20 protein-coding genes are annotated in these 23,953 nt (G+C 74.7%); 11 read left to right on the top strand and 9 right to left on the bottom strand.

From position 1 onward, the window contains the following. Positions 1-517: 517 nt before the first annotated feature. The 3 genes from EDC57_RS01045 to EDC57_RS01035 all read left to right on the top strand — a co-directional run bounded on the left by EDC57_RS01045 (position 518) and on the right by EDC57_RS01035 (position 5,048). Entirely contained in the window at positions 518-2,683 is a 2,166-nt protein-coding gene (locus EDC57_RS01045) for a primosomal protein N' (RefSeq protein ID WP_123399380.1), read from the top strand. 74 nt (positions 2,684-2,757) lie between these two features. After that, the gene (gene argS / locus EDC57_RS01040; RefSeq protein ID WP_123399378.1) at positions 2,758-4,521 is read left to right on the top strand and encodes an arginine--tRNA ligase; all 1,764 of its coding nucleotides are present in this window, start codon (positions 2,758-2,760) and stop codon (positions 4,519-4,521) included. Continuing rightward, positions 4,518-5,048: an SPOR domain-containing protein gene (locus tag EDC57_RS01035; protein ID WP_123399376.1), complete on the top strand. Its 531-nt coding sequence runs from the start codon at positions 4,518-4,520 to the stop codon at positions 5,046-5,048. Before argS ends, EDC57_RS01035 begins: the two co-directional genes overlap by 4 nt. A gap of 3 nt (positions 5,049-5,051) precedes the next feature. Here the strand turns inward: EDC57_RS01035 and EDC57_RS01030 are convergent, their stop codons facing one another. Together EDC57_RS01030 and speA are read right to left on the bottom strand one after the other, a co-directional pair. Next, a complete protein-coding gene (locus EDC57_RS01030) occupies positions 5,052-5,921 on the bottom strand; it encodes an NAD(P)-dependent oxidoreductase (RefSeq protein ID WP_123399374.1) in 870 nt (289 codons plus the stop codon). A gap of 22 nt (positions 5,922-5,943) precedes the next feature. Beyond that, a complete protein-coding gene (speA, locus tag EDC57_RS01025) occupies positions 5,944-7,821 on the bottom strand; it encodes a biosynthetic arginine decarboxylase (RefSeq protein WP_123399372.1) in 1,878 nt (625 codons plus the stop codon). 103 nt (positions 7,822-7,924) lie between these two features. Between speA and speE the strand changes: the two genes are divergently transcribed. After that, the gene (speE, locus tag EDC57_RS01020; RefSeq protein WP_123399370.1) at positions 7,925-8,782 is read left to right on the top strand and encodes a polyamine aminopropyltransferase; all 858 of its coding nucleotides are present in this window, start codon (positions 7,925-7,927) and stop codon (positions 8,780-8,782) included. Positions 8,783-8,791: 9 nt separating this feature from the next. On the opposite strand, the gene EDC57_RS01015 is transcribed toward speE, so the two are convergent. Continuing rightward, positions 8,792-9,751, bottom strand: coding sequence for a LysR family transcriptional regulator (locus EDC57_RS01015; RefSeq protein WP_170165001.1), 960 nt, complete (start codon positions 9,749-9,751; stop codon positions 8,792-8,794). Between the two features lie 79 nt (positions 9,752-9,830). Beyond that, positions 9,831-10,847: an oxygen-dependent coproporphyrinogen oxidase gene (gene hemF, locus EDC57_RS01010; protein ID WP_123400869.1), complete on the bottom strand. Its 1,017-nt coding sequence runs from the start codon at positions 10,845-10,847 to the stop codon at positions 9,831-9,833. Between the two features lie 44 nt (positions 10,848-10,891). Here hemF and EDC57_RS01005 point away from each other — a divergent pair, with 44 nt between their 5' ends. The 4 genes from EDC57_RS01005 (at position 10,892) to EDC57_RS00990 (ending at position 15,195) form a co-directional block, all read left to right on the top strand. Beyond that, positions 10,892-11,986, top strand: a complete 1,095-nt coding sequence (locus EDC57_RS01005) for an NHL repeat-containing protein (protein ID WP_123399366.1) — start codon at positions 10,892-10,894, stop codon at positions 11,984-11,986. Between the two features lie 180 nt (positions 11,987-12,166). After that, positions 12,167-13,090: a cytochrome c3 family protein gene (locus tag EDC57_RS01000; protein WP_211331847.1), complete on the top strand. Its 924-nt coding sequence runs from the start codon at positions 12,167-12,169 to the stop codon at positions 13,088-13,090. Between the two features lie 153 nt (positions 13,091-13,243). Further along, entirely contained in the window at positions 13,244-13,804 is a 561-nt protein-coding gene (locus EDC57_RS00995; protein ID WP_123399364.1) for a TRAP transporter small permease subunit, read from the top strand. A 2-nt stretch (positions 13,805-13,806) separates the two neighbouring features. Then, positions 13,807-15,195 carry a TRAP transporter large permease gene (locus EDC57_RS00990; protein ID WP_123399361.1) on the top strand — a complete coding sequence of 463 codons (1,389 nt, stop codon included), beginning with the start codon at positions 13,807-13,809 and terminating at the stop codon, positions 15,193-15,195. Positions 15,196-15,270: 75 nt separating this feature from the next. Here EDC57_RS00990 and EDC57_RS00985 read toward each other — a convergent pair whose 3' ends face one another. Both EDC57_RS00985 and uvrD read right to left on the bottom strand, forming a co-directional pair. Beyond that, on the bottom strand, positions 15,271-16,356 hold the full coding sequence (locus EDC57_RS00985; RefSeq protein ID WP_123399359.1) for a TRAP transporter substrate-binding protein: 1,086 nt from the start codon (positions 16,354-16,356) through the stop codon (positions 15,271-15,273). Positions 16,357-16,496: 140 nt separating this feature from the next. Continuing rightward, complete coding sequence (gene uvrD / locus EDC57_RS00980) at positions 16,497-18,644, bottom strand: DNA helicase II (protein WP_123399357.1); 2,148 nt, start codon at positions 18,642-18,644, stop codon at positions 16,497-16,499. Positions 18,645-18,721: 77 nt separating this feature from the next. Between uvrD and EDC57_RS00975 the strand changes: the two genes are divergently transcribed. The 3 genes from EDC57_RS00975 to EDC57_RS00965 are packed head-to-tail and all read left to right on the top strand — an operon-like array spanning position 18,722 to position 21,191. Continuing rightward, positions 18,722-19,336: a class I SAM-dependent methyltransferase gene (locus tag EDC57_RS00975; RefSeq protein WP_211331846.1), complete on the top strand. Its 615-nt coding sequence runs from the start codon at positions 18,722-18,724 to the stop codon at positions 19,334-19,336. Beyond that, positions 19,333-20,226 carry a fructosamine kinase family protein gene (locus tag EDC57_RS00970; protein ID WP_245995092.1) on the top strand — a complete coding sequence of 298 codons (894 nt, stop codon included), beginning with the start codon at positions 19,333-19,335 and terminating at the stop codon, positions 20,224-20,226. The genes EDC57_RS00975 and EDC57_RS00970 overlap by 4 nt, the downstream gene beginning before the upstream one ends. Then, complete coding sequence (locus EDC57_RS00965; RefSeq protein WP_123399353.1) at positions 20,223-21,191, top strand: RsmB/NOP family class I SAM-dependent RNA methyltransferase; 969 nt, start codon at positions 20,223-20,225, stop codon at positions 21,189-21,191. Before EDC57_RS00970 ends, EDC57_RS00965 begins: the two co-directional genes overlap by 4 nt. Here EDC57_RS00965 and EDC57_RS00960 read toward each other — a convergent pair. From EDC57_RS00960 to EDC57_RS00950, 3 genes are read right to left on the bottom strand one after another with little or no spacing between them, the layout of a single operon-like run. Then, complete coding sequence (locus EDC57_RS00960; protein ID WP_123400866.1) at positions 21,178-21,795, bottom strand: LutC/YkgG family protein; 618 nt, start codon at positions 21,793-21,795, stop codon at positions 21,178-21,180. The genes EDC57_RS00965 and EDC57_RS00960 overlap by 14 nt on opposite strands. Next, positions 21,792-23,204, bottom strand: a complete 1,413-nt coding sequence (locus tag EDC57_RS00955; RefSeq protein WP_123399352.1) for a LutB/LldF family L-lactate oxidation iron-sulfur protein — start codon at positions 23,202-23,204, stop codon at positions 21,792-21,794. The genes EDC57_RS00960 and EDC57_RS00955 overlap by 4 nt, the downstream gene beginning before the upstream one ends. Continuing rightward, complete coding sequence (locus EDC57_RS00950; protein WP_123399349.1) at positions 23,201-23,953, bottom strand: (Fe-S)-binding protein; 753 nt, start codon at positions 23,951-23,953, stop codon at positions 23,201-23,203. Before EDC57_RS00950 ends, EDC57_RS00955 begins: the two co-directional genes overlap by 4 nt.

Raw genomic sequence — 23,953 nt, 5'->3', positions numbered from 1 at the left:
GCCGGTCGAGCCGCGCCTCGATGCGGTCGCCGCGCCGATCCAGGCGCTGCTCGATGCGATCGCCGCGCCGGTCGAGCCGCGCCTCGATGCGGTCGCCGCGGCGGTCGAGCCGCTCGGCGCGGGCCTCGTTGCCGTGCTCGCGGGCGCGCTCGGCGGCGCGGTCCAGGCGCTCGTCGATCCGCTCCCCGCGCCGGTCCAGCCGCTCGTCGATCCACTCGCCGCGGCGGTCCAGCCGCTCGTCGATCACCTCGCCGCGGCGGTCGAGGCGCTGGTCGATGCGCTCGCCGATGCGGTCGAGGCGGTCGCCGGGGGCGGCCACGGCGCCTGCGGCGAGGGCGGCAAGGCCCGCCCCGGCGAGCAGGGCGGCGACGGCGCTGCGGGATAGGGATCTGCGGTTCATGGACTTTCCTCCTCTCGTTGCGGCTCGGAAACCTCGCTGTCTCGTTCTTTTCAACGCACGGGCGGCGGATCGGTTGACCGGCGTGACCGCGCCCGGGCGGCGGGTTAGATTGCCGCCATGACGCAGGTGCTCAAGGTCGCCGTGCCCGCCCCCCTGGCCGGGGCGCTGGACTACCTGCCGCCCCGCGGGGCGCCGGACATCCCCGCCGGGGTGCGGGTGCGCGTGCCCCTCGGGCGGCGGGCCGTGGTGGGGGTGGTGGTGGGGCGCGGGCCCGCCGCGGTGGTGCCGGACCGGCTGCGGCCGGTGCGCGCCGTGCTCGACGAGCGGCCGGTGCTGGACGGAGGGCTGCTCGATCTCGTGGCCTTCGCCGCTGGCTACTACCACGCCCCCCTGGGCGAGGTGCTGGCCCTCGCCCTGCCGGCCCCGCTGCGCAAGGGAGCGCCGGCGCAGCCGCGGCGGCCGCTGCTGTGGCGGCTCACGGCGGCGGGGCGGGCGGCCCCGGCGGCGGCCCTCGCCCGCGCCCCGCGGCAGCGGGGCCTGCTCGAGCGGCTGCGGGCGGGGCCGGTGGCCGCCGCCGCCCTCTCCGCGGAGGACCGGCGCGCGGCGGCGGCGCTTGCCGCCCGGGGCTGGGCCGAGGCGGCACCGGCGCCGGTCGCCCCGCCGGATCCGGGAGTGCACCGCCCGGCGCTCACCCCGGCCCAGGGGGCGGCGGTGGCAGCGGTGCGGGCGGCGGCGGATCGCTTCGCCGTGCACCTGCTGGAGGGCGTCACCGGCAGCGGCAAGACCGAGGTCTACCTGCGCCTCGCCGAGGAGGCGGTGGCGCGGGGCGGCCAGGTGCTGGTGCTGGTTCCCGAGATCGCCCTCACGCCCCAGACCCTGCGCCGCTTCCGCGCCCGCTTCGGCGGCCGCGTCGTGGCCTACCATTCGGGCCTCGCCGAGGGCGAGCGGCTCGCGGCCTGGGCGGCCCTGCGCGAGGGCGAGGCCGCGGTGGCCCTGGGCACCCGCTCGGCGGTGTGGCTGCCGCTGCCGCGCCTGGCCCTGGTGGTGGTGGACGAGGAGCACGACCCCTCCTACAAGCAGCAGGAAGGGCCCCGCTACCACGCCCGCGATCTCGCGGTGTGGCGGGCGCGCCGGCAGGGCTGCCCGGTGGTGCTCGGCAGCGCCACCCCCGCCCTGGAGACGCTGCACAACGCCCGCCGCGGCCGCTTCCGTCACCTGCGCCTGGCCGAGCGCGCTGGCGAGGCGGTGCTGCCGCGGCTGGAGCTGGTGGACCTGCGGCGCGAGCCCCAGGCGCAGGGGATCGCACGCCGCGTCCTCGCCGCGGCGGAGGCCGAGCTCGCCGCCGGCCGCCAGGTGCTCTTCTTCCTCAACCGCCGCGGCTACGCCCCCACCCTCCTCTGCACCGCCTGCGGCTGGATCGCGGGCTGCGACCGCTGCAGCGTGCGCCTCACCGTGCACGGCGCCGGGGCGGTGCTGCGCTGCCATCACTGCGGCGCCCGGCGCCGCCCGCCGCCGGCCTGCCCGGCCTGCGGCGGGGCGCTGCTCGGCGTCGGTCGCGGCACCGAGCGGGTGGAGGCCCTGCTGCGGGCGCGCTTCGAGGGGGTGCCCCTGACCCGCATCGACCGCGACCGCGCGCGCCGGCGCGGCGCCCTCGAGCGGCTGCTGGCGGAGGTGGCCGCGGGCGGGCCCCGCATCGTCGTCGGCACCCAGCTCCTGGCCAAGGGCCACCACTTCCCGGACCTGACCCTGGTGGGCGTCCTCAACGCCGACCAGGGGCTGTTCGGGGCCGATTTCCGCGGCCCCGAGCGCGCGGCGCAGCTCATCGTCCAGGTGGCGGGGCGGGCCGGGCGCGGGCGCCTGCCCGGCCGGGTCCTGATCCAGACCCACGCCCCGGAGCATCCGCTGCTGCAGCGGCTGGTGCGCGAGGGCTACGCCGCCTTCGCCGCCGCCGCCCTGGCGGAGCGGGCAGCGGCCCGGCTGCCCCCCTTCGCCCATCTGGCGCTGCTGCGGGTGGAGGCGGTGGATGCGGCGGCGGCCGAAGGCTTCGCCGCCGCCGCGGCGAAGGCCGCGGCCGGGCTCGGCGAGGGGGTGGAGGTCCTGGGGCCGGCGCCCGCGCCCATCGAGCGGCGCGCCGGCCGCCACCGCTGGCAGGTGCTCCTGCGCGCGGCGCGGCGCTCGGCGCTGCAGCGGCTGCTTGCGCGCTGGGCGGTGCGGCTCGAGGGGCTGCCGGGGGCGCGCCGGGTGCGCTGGGGCCTCGACGTCGATCCGCTGGAGATGGCCTGAGGGCGGCGCGCCTTTGCGCCGCACCGCGGCCGAAGGGATAATCTGCGCCTTTTCTCGTGCGGAGGCCGGGGAGCATGAAGAGGCGTCTGTCCGAGCTGGTGACCGGGGCGGTGCGGGCGGTGGCGGCCGCGGGGGGGCTGCCGGAGGCGGCGGTGCAGGCCCCGGTGCAGGTGGAGCGGACCCGTGATGCGCGCCACGGCGACTACGCCTGCAACGTCGCCCTCGCCCTCGCGCGCGCGGCGCGGCGGCGCCCCCGCGAGATCGCCGAGGCCGTGGTGGCGGCGCTGCCGGCCTCGCCGCTGGTGGCCCGGGTGGAGATCGCGGGGCCCGGCTTCATCAACTTCTTCCTCGCCCCCGAGGCCTTCCACCAGGCGGTGCGGGAGGCCCTCGAGCAGGGCGAGGCCTTCGGCCGCAGCCGCCTCGGCGCCGGGCGCAGCATCCAGGTGGAGTTCGTCTCCGCCAACCCCACCGGGCCGCTCCACGTGGGCCACGGCCGCGGCGCCGCCTACGGCGCCGCGGTGGCGGCGCTGCTGGAGGCGGTCGGCTTCGAGGTGCAGCGCGAGTACTACGTCAACGACGCCGGCCGCCAGATGGACATCCTCGCGGTGAGCGTGTGGATGCGCTACCTGGAGCTCGCGGGCGAGACCCTGCCCTTCCCCGCCAACGGCTACCGGGGGGACTACGTCTGGGACATCGCCGCCACGCTGCACCGCACCGAGGGGGATGCGCTGCGCCACCCGGCGGCGGTGGTGCTCGAGGGGCTGCCCGCGGACGAGCCCGAGGGCGGCGACCGCGAGGCCTACATCGACGCCCTCATCGCCCGGGCCAAGGCGCTGCTGGGCCCGGAGCGCTACCGCCAGGTCTACGATCTCGCCCTCGACACCATCCTCGACGACATCCGCCGCGATCTCGAGGCCTTCGGCGTCACCTACGACGCCTGGTTCTCGGAGCGCGCCCTGGTGGAGAGCGGGGCGGTGGACCGCATCATCGCCCGCCTGCAGGCGGCGGGCCACGTCTACGAGCGCGACGGCGCGCTGTGGTTCCGCGCCACCGCCTTCGGTGACGAGAAGGACCGCGTGCTGGTGCGCGACAACGGTCTCAAGACCTACTTCGCCACCGACATCGCCTACCACGCCGACAAGCTCGAGCGCGGCTTCGAGCGCGTCATCGACGTCTGGGGCGCCGACCACCACGGTTACGTGCCGCGGGTCAAGGCGGCGCTGGCGGCGCTGGGGGACGATCCCGCGCGGCTCGAGGTGCTGCTGGTCCAGTTCGCGGTCCTCTACCGCGGCGGCGAGAAGGTGCAGATGAGCACCCGCTCGGGCGAGTTCGTGACCCTGCGCGAGCTGCGCGAGGAGGTGGGCCGCGACGCCGCCCGCTTCTTCTACGTCATGCGCCGCTGCGAGCAGCACCTGGACTTCGACCTCGACCTGGCCAAATCCCAGAGCGCCGACAACCCCGTCTACTACGTGCAGTACGCCCACGCCCGCATCCACAGCGTGCTGCGCCAGCTCGAGGGGCGCGGCGGGCGGTGGGACCGCGAGCGCGGTCTGGCGGCGCTCGGGCGCCTGACCGAGGCCCACGAGGCGCGGCTGCTGAGGACGCTGGCGCGCTATCCCGAGGTGGTGGAGGAGGCCGCGCTCGCGCGCGAGCCGCACCAGCTCGCCCACTACCTGCGCGAGCTCGCCAACGACTTCCACACCTGCTACAACGCGGTGCCCTTCCTGGTGGAGGACGAGGCCCTGCGGGATGCGCGCCTGGCCATGATCCTGGCGGTGCGCCAGGCCATCGCCAACGGGCTGGCGCTCCTCGGGGTCTCGGCCCCGGAGCAGATGTGAGCGGGGGGGGCGCGAGGAAGCCCGCACGGTCGCAGGCGAGGCCGCGGCGGCCGGCCGGCTCCTATGCCGGCTGGGCCTGGCTCGCGGCGGGGCTCGCCATCGGCCTCTTCGTCGCCTTCCTGGTCTACCTCCACGAGCACCGGGCGCCGGTGCCCGTCGCGGCCGCGCCCGAGGCCCCGGCGACGCCGGCGCCGCGCTTCGACTTCTACACCATCCTGCCGGAGCAGGAGGTGGTGGTGCCGGAGGAGGGGCGCGCCACACCGCGGGAGGAGCGGCCCGAGGCCGCGCCTGCGCGCTACCTGCTGCAGGTGGGCTCGTTCCGGACCTGGGCGCAGGCGGATGCGCTGCGCGCGCGGCTCGCGCTCCTCGGGGTCGAGGCCAGCATCGAGCGGGTGCGCCTCGCCGACGGCGAGGTCTGGCACCGGGTGCGGGTCGGCCCCTTCGACAGCCTGCGGGAGCTGTCGCGGATCCAGGACCGGCTGCGCCGGGCCGACATCCAGTCGATCCGCGTGCGCATCCGCGGCTGAGCCTCAGTCGAGACCGAAGAGCCGGCGCTTGAGGCGGAACAGCGCCGAGATGTCCTCCTCGGCGTGGCCCTCGGCCATGAGGGCCTCGTAGTCGGCGAGGGTCTCGTCCACGCAGCGCAGGTGCACGCCGCGCTCGGCCGCCATGTCGCGGCAGATGGCGAGGTCCTTGTGGTGGAGGGCGACCTTGAAGCCGGGGGCGAAGCGCCCCTGGGCCATGGTGGGCCCGCGGTGGGTGAGGAACCAGCTGCCGGCGGCGCCCGCGCTGACCGCCTCGATGACGCGGGCAAGGTCGAGCCCCTGGGCCTCGGCGAAGGCGAGCCCCTCGGTGACCGCCTGGTTGATCCCGGCCACCATGATCTGGTTGACCGCCTTGGTGGCCTGCCCCGCGCCCACCGGCCCCATGTGGACGATGCGCGCGGACAGGGCCTCGAGCACCGGGCGGACGCGATCGAGCACCGCCGCTTCGCCCCCCACCATCATCGACAGGCGCGCATCGCGCGCGCCCTCGACCCCGCCGGTGACGGGGACGTCGAGGAAGTCCGCGCCGGCGGAGGCGACGCGCGCGGCGACGTCGCGGGCGGTGGCCGCGCTCACCGTGGAGCAGTCGATCACCACCTTCCCCGGCGCGAGGCCCGGCAGCATGGCCTCCACCACCTCGCGCACGTCGCGGTCGGCCGAGACGCAGGTGATCACCACCTCCGAGCGACGGGCGAGATCGGCGGGGTCGGCGGCGGCGGCGACCCCGAGCTCGGCGGCGAGGGCCTCGGCCTTCGCCGCGGTGCGGTTCCACACCGCCTCGAGGTGACCCGCACGGTGGAGGTTGCGGGCCATGTGGGCGCCCATGGCGCCGAGGCCGATGAATCCGGTCTTCACGGGGGCTCCTCCTGCAGGGGGGTCATTCCTCCAGGTAAGTGTAGCCGCCGAGGCCGGCCTCCAGCTCCGCCAGCAGGAGCCGCTCCTCCGCCGGGGCGAGGCCGGCGGCGCGGGCCTGGCGGTGGTAGGCGCGGCGCAGGGCCTCGGGCTCGAAGCCGACGTAGCGCAGCAGGTCGGCGGCGGTGTCGCCGCGCCGCGGCGAGACCAGACGGTAGCCGCCGGCGCCGTCGAGCTCGACGTTGACCGAGTCGGTGTCGCCGAAGAGGTTGTGCATGTCGCCGAGGATCTCCTGGTAGGCACCGACGAGGAAGATCCCGAGCAGGTAGGGCTCCGGGCCCGGATCGTGCAGCGGCAGGGTGGCGTCGACGCCGGCCTCGTCCACGTAGTGGTCGATGCGCCCGTCGGAGTCGCAGGTGATGTCCTCGATGACGCCGCGGCGGGTCGGGGGCTCGTCGAGCCGGTGCAGCGGCACCACGGGGAAGACCTGCTCGATGGCCCAGGCGTCCGGGATGGACTGGAAGAGCGAGAAGTTGCAGAAGTACTTGTCGGCGAGCTTCTCGTTGAGCTCGTCGAGGATCTCGCGATGGCTGCGCACGGCCGGGCGCAGGCCCCGGCGCACCTCGGCGCAGACCGCGTGATAGATGCGCTCGGCGCGGGCCCGCTGGGGCAGGTCGAGGACGCCGTGGGCGTAGAGGGTGTGGGCCTCGCCGAGCCAGAAGACGGCGTCGTGGTAGCGCTCCACCGGCGAGCGGCCGCTCCCCTCGGCGAGGCAGCGCCACAGCTCCTGGATCGCCAGCGGCTCGTCCGGCGCCGGGGCGGCGAGGCCGTCGCCCTCCGGCACCCGCCCCACGTCCACCACCTGGGTCACGAGCACGGCGTGATGCGCGGTCATGGCGCGGCCGGACTCGGTGATCAGGTCCGGGTGGGGCAGGTCCTCGGCCTCGCAGGCGGCGGCGAGGGTGCGCACCACGTGCTCGGCGTACTCGCCGATGCCGTAGTTGACCGAGCAGAAGCTGCGCGAGCGCGTGCCCTCGTAGTCGACGCCGAGGCCGCCGCCCACGTCGACGCAGTCCACCGGCGCGCCGCGCCGGCGCAGCTCCACGTAGAAGCGCGCCGCCTCGGCCAGGCCGCGCTGGATGTCGCGGATGTTGGGGATCTGGGAGCCGAGGTGGAAGTGGAGCAGGCGCAGCCAGTGCAGGCGGCCGGCCCGGCGCAGGGTCTCCACCGCGTCCAGCAGCTCGTGGGCGGCGAGGCCGAACTTGGAGCGCTCGCCGCCGCTGTTCTGCCACTTGCCGGCGCCGATGGTGGCGAGGCGCACGCGCACCCCGAGGCGGGGCTCGATCCCCAGCGCCGCCGCCTCCTCCAGGACGCGGCCGAGCTCCGACGGCTTCTCCAGCACGATGTGGACGCGGTGGCCGAGGCGGGTGCCGAGCAGCGCCAGGCGCACGTACTCGCGGTCCTTGTAGCCGTTGCAGACGATGGCGCCGTCGCCGGGGCGGGCCAGGGCCAGCACCGCCGTCAGCTCCGGCTTGCTGCCGGCCTCGAGGCCGACGCCGGGCACCGCGGCGATGGCCTCCACCACCGAGCGCTGCTGGTTGACCTTGATGGGGTAGACGGGGGTGTAGCTCCCCCGGTAGCCGTGCCGGGCCATGGCCTCGGCGAAGGCCCGGCGCAGGGTCGCGAGGCGGTGGCGGAGGATGTCCGGGAAGCGCAGCAGCACCGGCAGGGCCAGGCCCTCCCCGCGCAGGCTGCAGGCAAGGGCATGGAGATCCAACGCCGGCCCCTCGGGGCCGAGCGGGCGCACCACCAGGTGCCCCCGCTCATCCACGTCGAAGTAGCCCTCCCCCCAGTGGGCGAGGTTGTAGGTGCGGCGCGCCGCGGCGATGTCCCAGCCCGTCATGGGCGCCAAGTTTCGCCGCCGGCGCGCCGCGGCACAAGCGCGGCGCCGCCCTTGCCGCTACAATGCACGCCCCTTGTTGGACCTTGCGGCGGGAGGCGGATCCATGACCCTCGATGGCCAGTGGTTCACGGAGCGGTGCAAGGAGGGCGGCTCGGCCTTCTCCTTGAAGGTGCGGGCGAAGCTGCACGAGGAGCAGACGCCTTACCAGCGGATCGAGATCTACGACACCGAGGCCTTCGGTCACCTCATGGTGATCGACGGCTTCGTCATGCTCACCGCGCGCGACAACTTCGTCTATCACGAGATGATGGCGCACCCGGTGCTCTACACCCACGAGGCGCCGCGGCGGGTGCTGGTGATCGGCGGCGGTGACTGCGGCACCCTGCGCGAGGTGCTGCGCCATCCCGAGGTGGAGCGGGTGGTGCAGGTGGAGATCGACGAGCGGGTCACGCGGCTTGCCGAGCGCTACTTCCCGGAGCTGACCGAGGCGAACGGCGATCCGCGCGCCGAGCTGGTCTTCGCCGACGGCATCCGCTGGGTCGCCGAGGCCCCGGAGGCGAGCCTCGACGTCATCATCGTCGACAGCACCGACCCCATCGGTCCCGCCGAGGGGCTGTTCAACGAGCCCTTCTACCGCGACTGCCTGCGCGTGCTGGGCGAGGGCGGGCTGCTGGTGCAGCAGAGCGAGTCGCCGCTCTACCACCAGCGCATCCTCACCGCGATGCGGCGGGCCATGCGCGCGGCGGGCTTCGCCGACCTCGCGACCCTGCACTTCCCCCAGCCCACCTATCCCTCGGGCTGGTGGAGCGCGACCATGGCGCGCAAGGGCCGGCCCATCGACGGCTTCCGCGAGGCCGACGCCGCGGCGCGGCCCTTCCCCACGCGCTACTACACGCCCGGGACGCACCGCGGCGCGCTGGCCCTGCCGCCGTTCCTCGCCGCGGCCCTCGAGGGGACCTGAGGGGCGGGCTCAGCCGCCGCCGGACTCGGCCGCGGGCTTGGACGCGGCCGGCGGGACGAGCTCCGCGGCGCGCTCGCTGGCCGGCATCCGCACCAGCTCCTTGAGGATGTTGGCGAGCTCGGTGACCGCGCTCTTGGGGCCGTAGTCGCGGGTGTAGATGAGGTAGAGGGGGACGCGCCGGCTCTTGCCCTGGGCGAGCGGCAGCGGCTTGAGCTCGCCGCGGCGCACCGCCTCCTCGATCATGTGCTTGGGCAGCCAGCCGTAGCCGGCGCCGGAGCGGATCACGGCGAGGCTCGTCTCGAGGCTCGCCACGTACCACTTCCCCGAGGTGCCGACCCAGCTCGAGTCGGCCTTGCGGCTCGCCCAGGAGTCGCTGATCACCACCTGGGTCTCCTGCATCAGGTCCTCGCGGGTGAGGGGGCGGCGCAGCTTGTGCAGCGGGTGCTCCGGATGCGCCACCGCCACCAGGCGGATGTCCAGGAGGTGGTCGGCGAGGTAGTCCTTGGGCACGGTGGAGCCGATGCCGAGGTCGGTCTGACCCCGGACCACCGCCTCCTCGACCCGGGTCGTCACCGCCTCCTCCAGGTGGACCAGGGTGTCCTTGCAGGTGCGGGCGAAGCGCCCCAGGGCCGCCACCAGGATGTCCGTGGGGAAGGCCTTGTCGACGACGAGGCGGATCTCGGCCTCGTAGCCCTCGATGTACTGCCGCGCCTGGGCCTCGAGGGCGAGGGCGTCCTGGACCAGGGCCCGGGCGCGGTCGAGGAGCGAGCGTCCGGCGTCGGTGAGGATGGCCTTGCGGCCCTCGATGGCGAAGAGCTGCACCCCCAGCCGCTCCTGCAGCTTGCCGACGTTGTAGCTCACCGCCGACTGGCTGCAGCCGAGGTACTTGGCCGCCTGGGCGAAGCCCCCCTGCTCCACCACCGCGACGAAGGTGTTCCACTGGTCCAGGGTGACGACCGGAGAGTCCATCTGCGTCTCCCTTGCTGGCATCGGCCCGATCCGCCCCTATTATGGGCGCTTTCGATGAAAAAACATAGGCGGCCTCGTCTCAATCGCGGTGCTGCCCGCCACCGGGGCCGGATCTCTCCGCATCCGCCGCGCCGCGACCGTGACGGCGGTCTCGCTGCGCCCCCTCGGCCTCCGCGAGCCAGTCCCGGGGGGTGAGGAAGCGGCGCGTCAGCTCGGCCTCGGGGCTGCCGGGCCGCGGGCGCCAGCCGTGGCGCCAGCTCGCCAGCGGCGGCATCGAGGCCAGGATCGACTCGGTGCGCCCGCCGGACTCCAGGCCGAAGCGGGTGCCGCGGTCGTAGAGGAGGTTGAACTCGGCGTAGCGGCCGCGGCGCAGGAGCTGGAAGGCGCGCTCGCGCTCGCCCCAGGGATGGTCCTTGCGGCGGGCGAGGATCGCGGTGTAGGTGCTGATGTAGGCCTCGCCCACGGCGCGCACGAAGGCCCGGCAGCGCGCCGGGTCGGGGGCGTCGAGGTCGTCGAAGAAGATCCCGCCGACGCCGCGGGTCTCGCCCCGGTGCGGCAGGAAGAAGTACGCGTCGCACCAGCGCTTGAAGCGAGGATAGGCCTCGGGGCCGAGGAGCGCGCAGGCCTCGCGGGCGGCGCGGTGCCAGGCCACGGCGTCGTCGTCGAAGCCGTAGCAGGGGGTGAGGTCGAAGCCGCCGCCGAACCACCACGCCGGGGGCTCGCCCGCGACCACGAACAGGCGCAGGTTGCAGTGGCTCGCCGGGGCGTAGGGGTTGCGCGGGTGCACCACCACCGAGAGGCCGGCGGCGCGGAAGGCGCGCCCGGCAAGCCCCGGCCGGCGCGCGCTCGCCGCCGCGGGCAGCGCCGCCCCCTCCACCCGCGACCAGTTGACCGCGGCGCGCTCGAGCACCGCCCCCTCCTCCATCACCCGCGTGCGCCCGCCGCCGCCCTCGGGCCGCGACCAGGCCTCCTCGGCGAAGTGCGCGGCCGGCTCGAGGGCCGCGAAGGCGGCGCAGAAGCGGTCCTGCAGGGCGGCGAAGGCCGCCGCCTCCTCCTCGAGGAGGACGTCCAGATCCGACGGCCAGGTCGTGCCCATCCTGTTGAGCATAGACCACGCCGGCGCGCTAGAATCGGCGGGCCATGCGGAGCAGAGGCTGGGAAGACCGCCCACGGACGCGACCGGCGGCGGCGCTGCTCGCGGCGCTCCTGCTCGCGGCCTGCGCCGCGCCGGGGCCCCGGGAGGCCGATACCGGCCCGCTCTACTTCCCCGCCCCGCCGGAGCTGCCCCGTTTCGTGCACGCGGCGACCCTGCGCAGCAACCGCTCGGTGGAGCCCGAGACCGAGGAGGAACGGCTGCGCCGGCGCCTCGGCGGCGCCGCCGACCCGGTGGTGACCATGGTCAAGCCCTATGACGTGGCCGCGCACGGCGGGCGGGTCTACGTCACCGACACCCTCGCCGCCCGGGTCCACGTCTTCGACGCCGCGCGCCGGCGCTATTTCCAGTTCGGCTACCGCCTCGAGGGCAAGCTCGCCAAGCCGTTGGGGATCGCGGTGGACGGGCGGGGCTTCGTCTACGTGGTGGACGGGCGCCAGCGTCGGGTGGTGGTCTACGACGGCCTCGGTCTCTACGTCCGCGCCCTCAAGTCCGACGAGCTCGTGCGTCCGAGCGGGGTCGCGGTGAACGCGGACGGCTCGCGCATCTACGTGGTCGACACCGGCGGCATCGACAGCGACCATCACGGGGTGGCGGTGTTCGACGCCGAGGGGCGCCTCCTCCGCTTCATCGGCGGGCGCGGCCGGGAGCCCGGCCGGTTCAACCTGCCGGTGGATGCGGCGGTGGGACCGGGCGGCGCGCTCCACGTCCTCGACGCGGGCAACTTCCGGGTCCAGGTCCTCGACCCCGAGGGCCGCTTCCTGAGGGCGTTCGGCGAGGTGGGGGATGGACCGGGACAGCTCGCGCGCCCGCGCGGCATCGCCGTCGACGACGAGGGTCTGATCTACGTCTCGGACGGCTCCTTCGCCAACGTCCAGGTCTTCGATCCCGAAGGCCGGCTCCTCCTGCCCCTGGGCAGGAAGGCGGTGGAGGACGGCCGCGCCCGCCTCGCCCTGCCCTCCGGGCTCGCCGTGGACGAGAAGCGCTTCCTCTACATCGTCGACCAGTATTTCGCCAAGGTGGAGGTGCTGCGCCGCCTCACGGAGGCGGAGGGGCGCGCCGCGGCCGCCGCCTCCAACTGACGGGAACGCCGTTCCCGGATCCGGGAACGCCTTCGGGGCGTCCGGCCGGATCCCGCCGCCGTGCGCCTTGCGCATCATGCGCTTGGCGGCGGCGCGGGATTGCCGTTAACGCCCTGTTAATTGGCTTGTTTCTTGCAAACCTCAGCGCAGGCGTGCATGCACGGGGTATCGGAGCGGTCCATGCGGACGGGGAGGCGCAACGTCGTAGTCGTCGCGGCTGCCGCGGCGGTGCTGGTCGCGGCCGGGATCGCCCGCGGCGCAACGGCCTTCACCAACCAGGGCGGCATCGTCAACACCCGCCACAACCTGGCTCAGAGCACGATCCCTGCCAAGAACGCGATGGATCCCTATCGCAACGACTACGGCGAGGTCTGCGTCTACTGCCACACCCCCCACGGCTCCAACAGCCGGCTCGACGCGCCGCTCTGGAACCGCACCTTCAATGGCAACACCTACACCACCTACGACACCCTGGGGACCGCCACCCTGACCTCCGACGTGCAGCAGCCGGGGATCAACTCGCTGACCTGCCTGTCCTGCCACGACGGCACCGTGGCGGTGGACTCCATCATCAACATGCCGGGCTCGGGCCGCTACAGCGCGACCCAGGAGACGTCGCAGGACGGGGCCTTCCTGGACGCCTGGGCGGGGAGCGGCATCGGCACCGCGAGTGCGTTGCACTGGACCCTGAACGCGGACACCAGCAAGGGCTTCGCCGAGGACTCCTCGTGCCTGGTCTGCCACAGCACCAGCGGCTTCGTCCCGAGCGCGCCGTTCGACGTCTTCGCCATCGGCACGGATCTCACCAACGACCATCCGGTGGGCATCGCCCTGCCCGCCAGCCGCATCGGCGTCGACTTCTTCGATCCGAGCGGGAGCTTCCGGGGCATGCGCTTCTACGACAAGGACGGCGACGGGCGCCCCGACAGCAACGAGGTGCGCTTCTACCCGGACGGCAGCGGAACGGTGCGGGTGGAGTGCGCCTCCTGCCACGACCCGCACGGCGTGCCCTCCACCGGCAACTTCGGCGACACCATCAACCCGACCTTCCTGCGCGTGAACAACCAGGGCAGCCAGCTCTGCCTCACCTGCCACAACTTCTGAGCCGGCCCGCCGCCGTTTGACGGTGCGGGGGGCGCCCCGTATCATCGCGCGCAGCCCACGGCCGGCGGCCGCGCTCCACGGAAGGAAACCCAAGGCGGCGACACGGCATGGCCGCCCCGCGCGGGCGGCGCATCCACGAGGGGCCCCCGCAGCATGAAGGCACTGTTGCGCCTGTCCGGCTGGATCGACGCGGTCAACGATCAAGTCGGCCGCCTCGTCTCCTGGCTCGTCCTCCTCATGACCCTGCTCGGGGTCTACAACGCGGTCACCCGCAAGCTCAGCCGCGCCATCGGCATGGACCTCAGCTCCAACGCCTACATCGAGGCCCAGTGGTACATGTTCAGCCTCGTCTTCCTGTGGGCGGCGGGCTATGCCCTGCGCCACGGCGTCCACGTGCGGGTGGACCTCTTCTACGGGCGCGCCTCGCCCCGCACCCAGGCCTGGATCGACATCCTGGGCACGGCGCTGTTCCTGATCCCGTTTTGCCTGCTGCTTCTGTGGGTGAGCGTGCCCTATGCGTGGGAGTCGTGGGCGATCCTGGAGCAGTCGGCGGACCCCGGCGGGCTGCCCCGCTACTGGATCAAGAGCGCCATCCCCGTCACCGGTGTGCTGCTGCTTGCGCAGGCGGTGAGCGAGCTGGTGCGCAACATCGCCTTCCTGCGCGGCCACCTCTCCGCCGAGGAGCTGGAGGAGCACGGCGAGGGGGGCCTCTGAGCATGGAGTGGTTCAACCCCGACTGGCTCGGGCCCATCATGTTCTTCGGGGCCCTGGTGCTCATCTTCACCGGCTATCCCGTCGCCTTCGCCCTCTCCGGCACGGCGCTGGTCTTCGCCCTCGTCGGGATGAAGCTGGAGCTGCTGGACTTCGCCCTCCTGCAGGCCCTGCCCCAGCGCATCTTCGGCGTCATGCAGAGCTACACCCTGCTCGCGGTGCCCTTCTTCATCCTCATGGGCACCATCCTCGAGCGCACCGGGCTGGCGGAGGACCTGCTGCGCACCATGGGGATCGCCTTCGGGCGCCTGCGCGGCGGGCTCGGGCTGTCGGTGGTGATCGTGGGCACGCTGCTTGCCGCGGCCACGGGCGTGGTCGGGGCGACGGTGGTGGCCATGGGCCTCATCGCCCTGCCGGTGATGCTCCAGTACGGCTACTCGCGCTCCCTCGCCACCGGCGTCATCTGCGCCTCGGGGACGCTGGGGCAGGTGATCCCGCCGAGCATCGTGCTCATCGTCCTCGCCGACCAGCTCGGCGTCTCCGTGGGCGACCTCTTCGTGGGCTCGCTGGTCCCGGGGCTGATGCTCGCGGCCATGTACGCGGTCTACGTGGCGGCGGTGGCGCTGCTGCGCCCGCAGGCCGCGCCGGCGATGCCCGCGGAGGCACGCGACCTGGGCGGCTGGGCCCTGTGGGGCCAGATCCTCAAGGTCATGATGCCGCCGCTGGTGCTGATCGTGGTGGTCCTCGGCAGCATCTTCATCGGCTGGGCCACCCCCACCGAGGCCGGCGCCTTCGGCGCCCTGGGGGCGATGCTGCTCGCCTTCGCCAACCGCCGCCTGACCTTCCGCTCCGTGCTGGAGAGCATGGACAGCACCGCGCGCTTGACCAGCATGGTGCTGTTCATCCTCGTCGGCTCGCAGATGTTCTCCCTGGTCTTCCGCGGCCTCTACGGCGACCTCTGGGTGGAGGAGCTGCTGACCAACCTGCCGGGGGGCGAGATCGGGTTCCTGGTCCTCACCAACCTCGCCGTCTTCGTCCTCGGCTTCTTCATCGACTTCTTCGAGATCGCCTTCATCATCGTGCCGCTGCTGGCGCCGGTGGCCGGGCGCATCCTCGCGCCGCTCTTTCCCGAGTTCGACGAGCCGGCGCGCATGGCCCTGGTCTGGTTCGGGGTCATGATCGGCATGAACCTGCAGACCTCGTTCCTGACCCCGCCCTTCGGCTTCTCTCTCTTCTACCTGCGCGGCGTCGCCCCGCCCCAGGTGAGCACCGGCGACATCTACCGCGGCGCGGTGCCCTTCATCGTGATCCAGCTCCTGGGGCTGCTCGCCATCGTGTGGGAGCCGCGGCTGGTGACGAAGCTGCTGGAGCTGGGCGTCGGCTCGCAGTACTGAGGGGATCGCGCCCCCCCTGGCATGACAAAAAACCCCCGCCCGGGGGCGGGGGTCGCGGCTCGCGCCCGAGGCCGGTCAGCCCTGGCGGAAGAGGAACTCGCCGAAGCCGAGCTCGGCGGTGCTGAACCAGCGGTTGGAGTCGGCCCGGAACTTGTTCCAGTTCTCCAGGATCTCCTTGAACCGCGCGTCCTTGCCGGCCAGCTCCTCGAGCAGCCCGTCGGCCTCGCGCTTGGCCGCGGCGAGGATCTCCTTGGAATAGGGCCGCAGCTGCACGCCCTTGTCCAGGAGCCGCTTGAGCGCGGCCGGGTTCTTGGCGTCGTAGTCCACCTGCATGTCGAGGTTGGCCTGGGCGCAGGCGGTCACCAGCATCTCCTGGTACTCCTTCGGCAGCCCCTCCCACGCCTTGGTGTTGACGTAGACGCTCAGGGTCGGCGCCGGCTCCCACCAGCCCGGGTAGTAGTAGTACTTGGCCACCTTGTAGAAGCCGAGCTTCTCGTCGTCGTAGGGGCCGACCCACTCGGTGGCGTCGATGACGCCGCGCTCCAGCGCCGGGTAGATGTCGCCGCCGGCGAGCACCTGCACGGTGACGCCGAGGCGCGCCATGACCTTGCCGCCGAAGCCGGGAATGCGCATCTTGAGGCCCCTGAGGTCGTCGACGGTGTTGACCTCGCGGCGGAACCAGCCGCCCATCTGCACGCCCGTGTTGCCGGCGGGGAAGTTGATGATGTTGAACTCGGCGTAGAGCTTGCGCATCAGCTCCAGGCCGCCGCCGTTGTAGAGCCAGGCGTTCTGCTGGCGGTAGTTGAGGCCGAAGGGTACGGTGGTATCGAACTGGAAGGCCGGATGCTTGCCGATGTAGTAGTACGAGGCCGTGTGCCCGGCCTCCACCGTGCCGCGGGAGACGGCGTCGAAGACCTCGAGACCGCCCACCAGCTCGCCGCCGGCATAGGGGATGATCTCGAACCGGCCGCCGCTCATGGCCTTGACGCGGTCGGCCACGGTCTGCGCGCCGCCGTAGATGGTGTCGAGGGCCTTCGGCCAGCTCGTCGCCATGCGCCAGCGCACGCGCTTGGCCGCATGGACCGCGGGCGCCCCCGTGATCGCCGCGCCGGCGGCGACGGTGCCGGCACCGACCTTCTTGATGAAGTCGCGACGCTTCATTGTCATTGTGCTTGTGCCTCCTTCGTTGCTCGTGAGGACGACGGCGGCCCCTCCGGGCCGCGCAGGGAACCGGCCGCGGGTCGCGGGCCCGCGCGGTCGCGCCGATTATAGACGAGCGCACTCGAATTTCTGCGCGCGCCTCAGCCGAGGCACTGCAGGCGCGCGTAGGCGAGGGCGAGCCACTTGGTCCCGACGGTGTCGAAGCGCACCTGCACGCGTGCGTGCTCGCCCTGGCCCTCCTGCTCGACGACGATGCCCTCGCCGAAGCGGGGGTGGCGCACGCGCCGCCCGAGCAGCCCCTGCGCGGCCGAGGCGGTGGCCGCTGCCTCGGCCTGCGGGCCGCGGCCGCCCACCGGGGCGACGAGTTCCGGCGGGATCTCGTCGATGAAGCGCGAGCGGATGCCGAACCGCTCCTGGCCGTGCAGGCGCCGGTGCTGGGCGTGGCAGAGGTAGAGCCGCCGCCGCGCCCGCGTGATGCCCACATAGGCCAGGCGCCGCTCCTCCTCCAGCGCCTCCTCCTCGCCCATGGAGAGCTCGTGGGGAAAGAGCCCCTCCTCCATGCCGCAAAGGAAGACCACCGGGAACTCGAGCCCCTTGGCCGCGTGCAGGGTCATGAGCTGCACCGCGGGGCCCGCCGCCGCCCCCTGCGCCTCCCCCGCCTCCAGCGCGGCGTGGGCGAGGAAGGCGGGCAGCGGCGCGAGCTCCGGCTCGGCCTCGGCGAGCTCGGCCTCGAACTGGCGCGCCGCGTTGGCGAGCTCCTCCAGGTTCTCCAGGCGCGCGCGGCCGCGCTCGCCGGGCTCGCGGGCGTGGTGCTCGGCGAGGCCGCTCGCCTCCACCGTGCGCCGGACCGCGGTCTCGAGGTCGGCGCCGTCGAGGTCCGCGGCCAGCGTCTCCACCAGCTCCAGGAAGGCGGCCACGGCGGGGGCGGCGCGGGCCGCGAGCTCCCCCCGTGCGAGCAGGTCCTGCGCCGCCCGCCACAGGGAGGTCCCCGCGCTTCGGGCGCGGGCCCGCAGCGCCTCCAGGGTGCGGGCGCCGATGCCGCGCGGCGGCAGGTTCACCACGCGCTCGAAGGAGGCGTCGTCGTCGCGGTTGGCGACGAGGCGCAGGTAGGCCAGGGCGTCCTTGATCTCGGCGCGCTCGAAGAAGCGCAGGCCGCCGTAGACGCGGTAGGGGATGCCGGCCCGCAGCAGGGCCTCCTCGATCACCCGCGACTGGGCGTTGGAGCGGTAGAGGACGGCGAAGTCCGAGGGGCTCGCGCCGGCGGCCAGCTCGGCGGCGACGGTCTCGGCGACGAAGCGGGCCTCCTCGCGCTCGTCGGCGGCGCGAAAGAGGCGCAGCGGCTCGCCCCGCTCCCCTGCGGTCCAGAGCCGCTTGCCGAGGCGGCCGCGGTTGTTCGCGATGAGGGCGTTGGCGGCGTCGAGGATGACCTGCGTCGAGCGGTAGTTCTGCTCCAGGCGATAGACGCGGGCGCCGGGGAAGTCCTCGGGGAAACGGCGGATGTTCTCGATGCGAGCGCCGCGCCAGCGGTAGATGGACTGGTCGTCGTCGCCCACCACGAAGAGGCTGCCGGCACGCCCTGCGAGCAGGCGCAGCCAGTGGTACTGGATGGTGTTGGTGTCCTGGAACTCGTCGACGAGGACGTGGCCGAAGCGGCGGCGGTAGTGGGCGAGCAGGTCCTCGTCGCGCGCCAGCAGCTCGTAGGCGCGCAGCAGCAGCTCGCCGAAGTCCACGAGGCCGGCGCGGGCGCATTCGGCCTCGTAGGCGGCGTAGATGCGCTCGAGCTGCGCGGCGTGGGGATCCGGCGCCTGGTCGGGGGGCTGCGGGCGCGCCCCCTCGTCCTTGCGCGACTGGATGTGCCACTGGACGCGCCGCGGCGGCCAGCGCGCCTCGTCGAGGCCGAGGCCGCGGATGACGCGCCGCAGCAGGCGCTGCTGGTCGTCGGCGTCGAGGATCTGGAAGTCCTCGGGCAGCGCGGCCTCGCGCCAGTGGGCGCGCAGCAGCCGGTGGGCGAGCCCGTGGAAGGTCCCCACCCACATGCCGCGCGCGGGGAAGCGCGTGAGCGCCTCGATGCGCCCGCGCATCTCCGCCGCCGCCTTGTTGGTGAAGGTCACCGCCATGAGCCCGAGGGGCGAGGCCCCCTCGACGCGGATCAGCCAGGCGACGCGGTGGGCCAGCACCCGGGTCTTGCCGCTGCCTGCGCCGGCCAGGACCAGGGTCGGGCCGGCGGGCGCGGTGACCGCCTCGCGCTGGGCCGGATTGAGGGGCTCGAGCAGATCGGTGACGTCCATGCGCCGCCATTCTAGCGCCCCGCCCCGCCGCAGCGGGGCGCGCTATCATGGAAGCATCCTGCCGGAGGATGCCCGGGATGGAACGCCATCGCCACTGGGAGCAGGTCTATGCCGAGCGCGGCCCGGACCGGGTGAGCTGGTACCGGCCGCGCCTGGAGACCTCGCTGGGGTTGATCGCGCGGGCGGCGCTGCCCCCCGAGGCCCCCATCGTGGACGTGGGCGGCGGCGCCTCCACCCTGGTGGACGCCCTCCTCGCGGAGGGCCGGCGCGACCTCACCGTGGTGGACCTCTCGCCGCGGGCCCTGGCCACGGCGCGCGCCCGCCTCGGCGAGGCCGGGCGGGCGGTCTGCTGGGTGTGCGCCGATCTGCTGCGCTGGCCGCTGCGGCGCGGCTTCGCCCTCTGGCACGACCGCGCGGTGCTGCACTTCCTCACCGACGAGGCCGAGCGGGCGCGCTACCGCGAGGTCCTGGCGCAGGCGGTGGTGCCGGGCGGCTGGGCGGTGATCGCCACCTTCGCCCACGACGGGCCGGAGCGCTGCAGCGGCCTGCCGGTGCGGCGCCACGCGCCGGAGGAGATCGCGGCGCTGGCGGGGCCGGAGTGGAGCCTGGAGGCGGCCGAGCGCGAGCTCCACCTCACCCCCGCCGGGGCGGCACAGCCCTTCGCCTACGCGCTGCTGCGGCGACGGCGGTGAGCGGGGGGTTCTGGGGCGGGGTGGAGGCGGCGATCGCCGCCGCCGCGGGGCGGCCCTTCCGCATCGGCCGCCGCCGCGAGGTGGGCGGCGGCTGCATCCATCGGGCCGCGGTGGTGGAGGGCGAGGGCGGCCGCTGGTTCGTCAAGCGCAACCGCGCCGCCGCCCTGCCGCAGTTCGAGGCCGAGGCCGACGGGCTCGCCGCCCTCGCCGCCGCCGGCGCCCTGCGCGTGCCGCGGCCCCTCACCTGGGGCGAGGCCTGCGGCGAGGCCTACCTGGTGATGGAATACCTGCCCTTGGGGCGGGCCGGGCCGCAGGCCGAGGAGGCGCTGGGGCGGGGCCTCGCCGCCCTCCACCGCTGCGCCGGCGAGGCCTTCGGCTGGCATCGCGACAACTTCATCGGGGCGACGCCCCAGCCCAACCCGCGCGAGCGCCGCTGGGCCGTCTTCTTCCGCGAGCAGCGCATCGCGCACCAGCTCCGCCTCGCGCGCGAGCGCGGCGCCCCGGGCGGGCTGCTGCGCCGCGGCGAGGCGCTCCTCGCCGCGATCCCGGCCCTGCTCGCCGGGCACGACCCCGTCCCCTCCCTGATCCACGGCGACCTCTGGGGCGGCAACTGGGCCGCCGACGAGGACGGCCGCCCCGTGATCTTCGATCCCGCCGTCTACCACGGCGACCGCGAGGCCGACCTCGCCATGACCGAGCTCTTCGGCGGCTTCGGCCCGCGCTTCCATGCCGCCTACCGGGAGGCCTGGCCCCTCGATGCCGGCTACGGGGTCCGGCGCACCCTCTACAACCTCTACCACGTGCTCAACCACTTCAACCTCTTCGGCGGCGGCTACGCGGCCCAGGCCGAGGCCATGATGGAGCGGCTCCTGGCCGAGGTCCGGGGGTGAGCCTGCCGCCGGCCTTCCTCGCCCGCCTCGAGGCCCTCCTCGGCGCCGAGGGGGCGGCGGCGCACCTGGCCGCGGCGGCGGCGCCGGGGGCGCTCGCCTTCGTGGTGCCGCCGGCCCTCGGCGCCGCCGGCGAGGCCGCGGCACGGCTCGCCGCCGACGGCATCCCCGCCGCGCCCCTCGACTGGTACCCGGAGGCGGTGGCGGTGCCGGCCGCGGCGCGCGCGGCCCTCCTCGCCCACCCCTGGGCGGCGGCGCGCCGCATCCACCCGGTCAATCCTTCGAGCCTGGTGCCGCCGTGGGTCCTGGACGTGCGCCCGGGGCAGCGGGTCCTGGATCTTGCCGCCGCCCCCGGGGGCAAGACCGTGGCCCTGGCGCGGCGCCTCGCGGGGGCGGGCGAGCTGGTGGCGGTGGAGGCGGTCCGGGGGCGCTTCCACAAGCTGCGCGCCACCCTCGCGGCGCAGGGGATCGAGGGCGTGCGCACCTGGCTCGGCGACGGACGCCGCCTGCCGCGGAGCTGGAGCGAGTCCTTCGACCGCGTGCTCCTGGATGCGCCCTGCTCCTCCGAGGCGCGCATCCACCCCGGCGAGCCGGACTCGGCCCGCCACTGGAGCGAGCGCAAGATCGCCGAGCAGGCGCGCAAGCAGCGCGGCCTGATCGAGGCCGCGCTGCGCTGCCTGCGCCCGGGCGGCCGGCTCGTCTACAGCACCTGCACCCTGGCCCCGGAGGAGAACGAGGCGGTGATCGCCCATGCGCTCGCGCGCTTCGGCCACCGCCTGCGGGTGATCCCCTTCGCGCCGCCGGCGCCGGCCTGGGACGAGGGCCTGGCGGGCTGGCGCGGGCGCGCCTGGCCGCCGGCGCTGCGCGGGGCGCGGCGCATCCGCGCCGGCGCGGGTTGGGAGGCCTTTTTCGTCTGCCTCCTCGAGAAGACCGCCTCCACGGCGCCGCGTCGGCTCAGCCGACGATGAGGATGTGCAGCGCCCGCGGGCCGTGGGCGCCGAGCTGGATGGTCTGCTCCACGTCGGCGGTGCGCGAGGGGCCGCTCACGAGGTTCACCGTGCGCGGCATGGCGCCCAGCTCGGCGGCGAGCAGCGCCCATGCGGCCTCGAGGTGGGGCAGGATGCGGTCGGCCTCGAGGACCGCGCACTCGGTCTCGGGCAGGAAGTGGGCCCCGGTGGGGGCGTGCACGCCGCTGGCGAAGACCAGGCTGCCGGTCTCGGCGACCCCGGCGAAGGCCCGCGTCAGGGTGATGCGGTCGTCCCCGCTCGGCGGGCGGCAGGCCGGGCGCCCCCCGGCGGGCCAGGGCAGGGCGGCGAGGCTGGGGTCCGGGCAGACCGGGGTTGCGCCCGCGGCGACGGCCGCCACCGCGGCCGGCACCTCCTCCATGCGGGCGAGGCGGTGGACCACGGCGGCCTGGGCCTCGGCGCGGGCGGTGAAGCGGGCGACGAGGTCGCCCTCCACCCGGGGGCACGGGTGCGCGGGCGGCGCCGCGATGCGGGCCTCGGCCGCGTCGGGGCCGCCGCGGGCGAGGCGGCGCAGCCGCTCCAGGATCGCCGCCCGTGCCTCGCTCATCCTGCACCCCCCCGGCGCCGCCACTGGGTCACGAAGCTCTCCGGGGCCGGCGCCGGCAGGTCGCGGTGGGCGCACCAGGCGCGCGCGAGGGGAAGCCGCGAGAGGGCGCCGCGGCCGCGCGCACGGCGCGCGAGGAGGCGCCCGGCGAGGTCGGCGAGGCGGCGGTAGAGGGCCGGGCGCCGGGCCGCGAGGGCCCAGAGGGCGAGGCCCCAGCGCTCGCCGGCACGGGCGAGGCCCGCCGCTCGGGTGCGCTCGCGCAGCCGGCGCAGCAGTGCGGGCAGCGGGATGCGCACGGGGCAGACCGCCTCGCAGCGGCCGCACAGGGTGGAGGCGGCGGGCAGGTCCGCCGCCTCGCCGACGCCCAGCATCAGGGGGGTGAGCACCGAGCCCATGGGGCCCGGGTAGACCCAGCCGTAGGCGTGGCCCCCCACCGCGGTGTAGACCGGGCAGTGGTTGAGGCAGGCGCCGCAGCGGATGCACCGCAGCATCGCCCGGAACGGCCCCTCCAGCATGCGGCTGCGCCCGTTGTCCACCAGCACCACGTGGAAGGCCTCGGGGCCGTCGGGGTCGGCCGCTCGGCGCGCCCCGGTGAACAGGGTGGTGTAGTTGGACAGTTCCTGCCCGGTGGCGCTGCGCGCCAGCAGGCGCAGGAGGACGCCGGCGTCGGCCAGCGTCGGCACCACCTTCTCGATGCCGGTGATGACGATGTGCAGCCGCGGCAGGGTGGCGGCGAGGTCGCCGTTGCCCTCGTTGGTGACCAGGACCACGCTGCCGGTCTCGGCCACCAGGAGGTTGGCCCCCGTGATCCCGGCGTCGGCGGTGAGGAAGTGCTCGCGCAGCACCCGGCGCGCCTCCGCCACCAGGCCGGGGACGTCCTCGATGCGCTCGGCCAGGCCGTGGTGGCGCTGGAAGAGATCGGCGATCTCGTCGCGGCGCTTGTGTACGGCGGGGGCGATGATGTGGCTCGGGGGCTCCTTGGCGAGCTGGATGATGTACTCGCCGAGGTCGGTCTCCACCACGGTGTGGCCGGCCGCCTCCAGGGCCTCGTTGAGGGCGACCTCCTCCGAGACCATGGACTTGCCCTTGAGCACCTTGCGGGCGCCGGCGCGGTGGAGGAGGTCGAGGACGATCGCCCGCGCCTCGGCGGCGTCGCGGGCCCAGTGGACCGCGCCCCCGGCCTCGCGCACGCGGGCCTCGAAGCGCTCCAGGTAGTGGGCGAGGTGGTCGAGGCTGTGCTCGCGCACCTCCACCGCGGCATCGCGCAGGGCCTCGAACTCCGGCAGCGCCGCCACCGCCGCGGCGCGCTTGGCGACGAAGCCGCCGCGCGCCCGCGCCAGGGCCTCGCGCAGCCCCTCGTCGAGCAGCGCCTCGCGGGCGCGGGCGCGAAAGTCGCGGCAGGCCGGCCTCACGGCGCCGGCTCCCCGATGGCCGGCCCGTCGGTCATGCCGGCCAGCGCCTCGGCGACGTGGAAGAAGCGCAGCGGCAGCCCCAGGCGGCGGGCGCGGCCGGCCTGGTGGAGGAGGCAGCCGAGATCGCCGGCGAGCACGACACGGGCGCCGGTGGCGGCGAGCCGCGCCACCTTGTCGGCGCCGATGCGGGCCGAGATCTCGGGGAACTTGACCGCGAAGGCGCCGCCGAAGCCGCAGCAGCCCTCGGCGTCCTCGGGCTCGCGTACCTCGCAGCCGCAGACCTCGGCGAGCAGCCGCCGCGGCTCCTCGCGCACCCCGAGCTCCCGCAGCGACGAGCAGCTGTCGTGATAGGCCACGGGCCCGGCGAGCGGCGCCGGCGGCAGCCGGCCGGGGCCCTGCGCGGCGAGGAAGGCGGTGAGCTCGTGGGTCCTGGCCGCCACCGCCTCGGCGCGGCGGCGCCAGGCCGGGTCGTCGGCGAACAGCGCCGGGTAGTGGTGACGGATCATGCCGGCGCAGGAGCCCGACGGGACCACCACCCGGGCGTAGGGCTCCAGCACCGCGATGGTGTGGCGGGCGACGGCGCGGGCGCGCCGGGCGTCGCCCGCGTTCCAGGCCGGCTGGCCGCAGCAGGTCTGTTCGATCGGCACCACGACCTCACAGCCCGCCGCCTCCAGCAGGCGCGCCGCGGCGAACCCGGCCTGGGGCCGGAAGAGGTCGACGAGGCAGGTGGCGAAGAGGGCGACGCGCAT

Origin of the sequence: Inmirania thermothiophila (assembly GCF_003751635.1) — a bacterium.
In the GTDB taxonomy this organism is placed as follows: Bacteria; Pseudomonadota; Gammaproteobacteria; order DSM-100275; family DSM-100275; genus Inmirania; species Inmirania thermothiophila.
The sequence above is the reverse complement of the archived record's forward strand: the minus strand, read 5'-3'. Positions and strand labels throughout refer to the sequence as shown.

What these genes read in the sequence shown, in the direction of transcription:
- EDC57_RS01045 (WP_123399380.1), top strand. Translation starts at nt 518, where the DNA reads ATGACGCAGGTGCTCAAGGTCGCCGTGCCCGCCCCCCTGGCCGGGGCG.
- argS (WP_123399378.1), top strand. Translation starts at nt 2,758, where the DNA reads ATGAAGAGGCGTCTGTCCGAGCTGGTGACCGGGGCGGTGCGGGCGGTG.
- speA (WP_123399372.1), bottom strand. Translation starts at nt 7,821, where the DNA reads ATGACGGGCTGGGACATCGCCGCGGCGCGCCGCACCTACAACCTCGCC.
- speE (WP_123399370.1), top strand. Translation starts at nt 7,925, where the DNA reads ATGACCCTCGATGGCCAGTGGTTCACGGAGCGGTGCAAGGAGGGCGGC.
- EDC57_RS01015 (WP_170165001.1), bottom strand. Translation starts at nt 9,751, where the DNA reads ATGGACTCTCCGGTCGTCACCCTGGACCAGTGGAACACCTTCGTCGCG.
- hemF (WP_123400869.1), bottom strand. Translation starts at nt 10,847, where the DNA reads ATGGGCACGACCTGGCCGTCGGATCTGGACGTCCTCCTCGAGGAGGAG.
- EDC57_RS01005 (WP_123399366.1), top strand. Translation starts at nt 10,892, where the DNA reads ATGCGGAGCAGAGGCTGGGAAGACCGCCCACGGACGCGACCGGCGGCG.
- EDC57_RS01000 (WP_211331847.1), top strand. Translation starts at nt 12,167, where the DNA reads ATGCGGACGGGGAGGCGCAACGTCGTAGTCGTCGCGGCTGCCGCGGCG.
- EDC57_RS00995 (WP_123399364.1), top strand. Translation starts at nt 13,244, where the DNA reads ATGAAGGCACTGTTGCGCCTGTCCGGCTGGATCGACGCGGTCAACGAT.
- EDC57_RS00990 (WP_123399361.1), top strand. Translation starts at nt 13,807, where the DNA reads ATGGAGTGGTTCAACCCCGACTGGCTCGGGCCCATCATGTTCTTCGGG.
- EDC57_RS00985 (WP_123399359.1), bottom strand. Translation starts at nt 16,356, where the DNA reads ATGAAGCGTCGCGACTTCATCAAGAAGGTCGGTGCCGGCACCGTCGCC.
- uvrD (WP_123399357.1), bottom strand. Translation starts at nt 18,644, where the DNA reads ATGGACGTCACCGATCTGCTCGAGCCCCTCAATCCGGCCCAGCGCGAG.
- EDC57_RS00975 (WP_211331846.1), top strand. Translation starts at nt 18,722, where the DNA reads ATGGAACGCCATCGCCACTGGGAGCAGGTCTATGCCGAGCGCGGCCCG.
- EDC57_RS00960 (WP_123400866.1), bottom strand. Translation starts at nt 21,795, where the DNA reads ATGAGCGAGGCACGGGCGGCGATCCTGGAGCGGCTGCGCCGCCTCGCC.
- EDC57_RS00950 (WP_123399349.1), bottom strand. Translation starts at nt 23,953, where the DNA reads ATGCGCGTCGCCCTCTTCGCCACCTGCCTCGTCGACCTCTTCCGGCCC.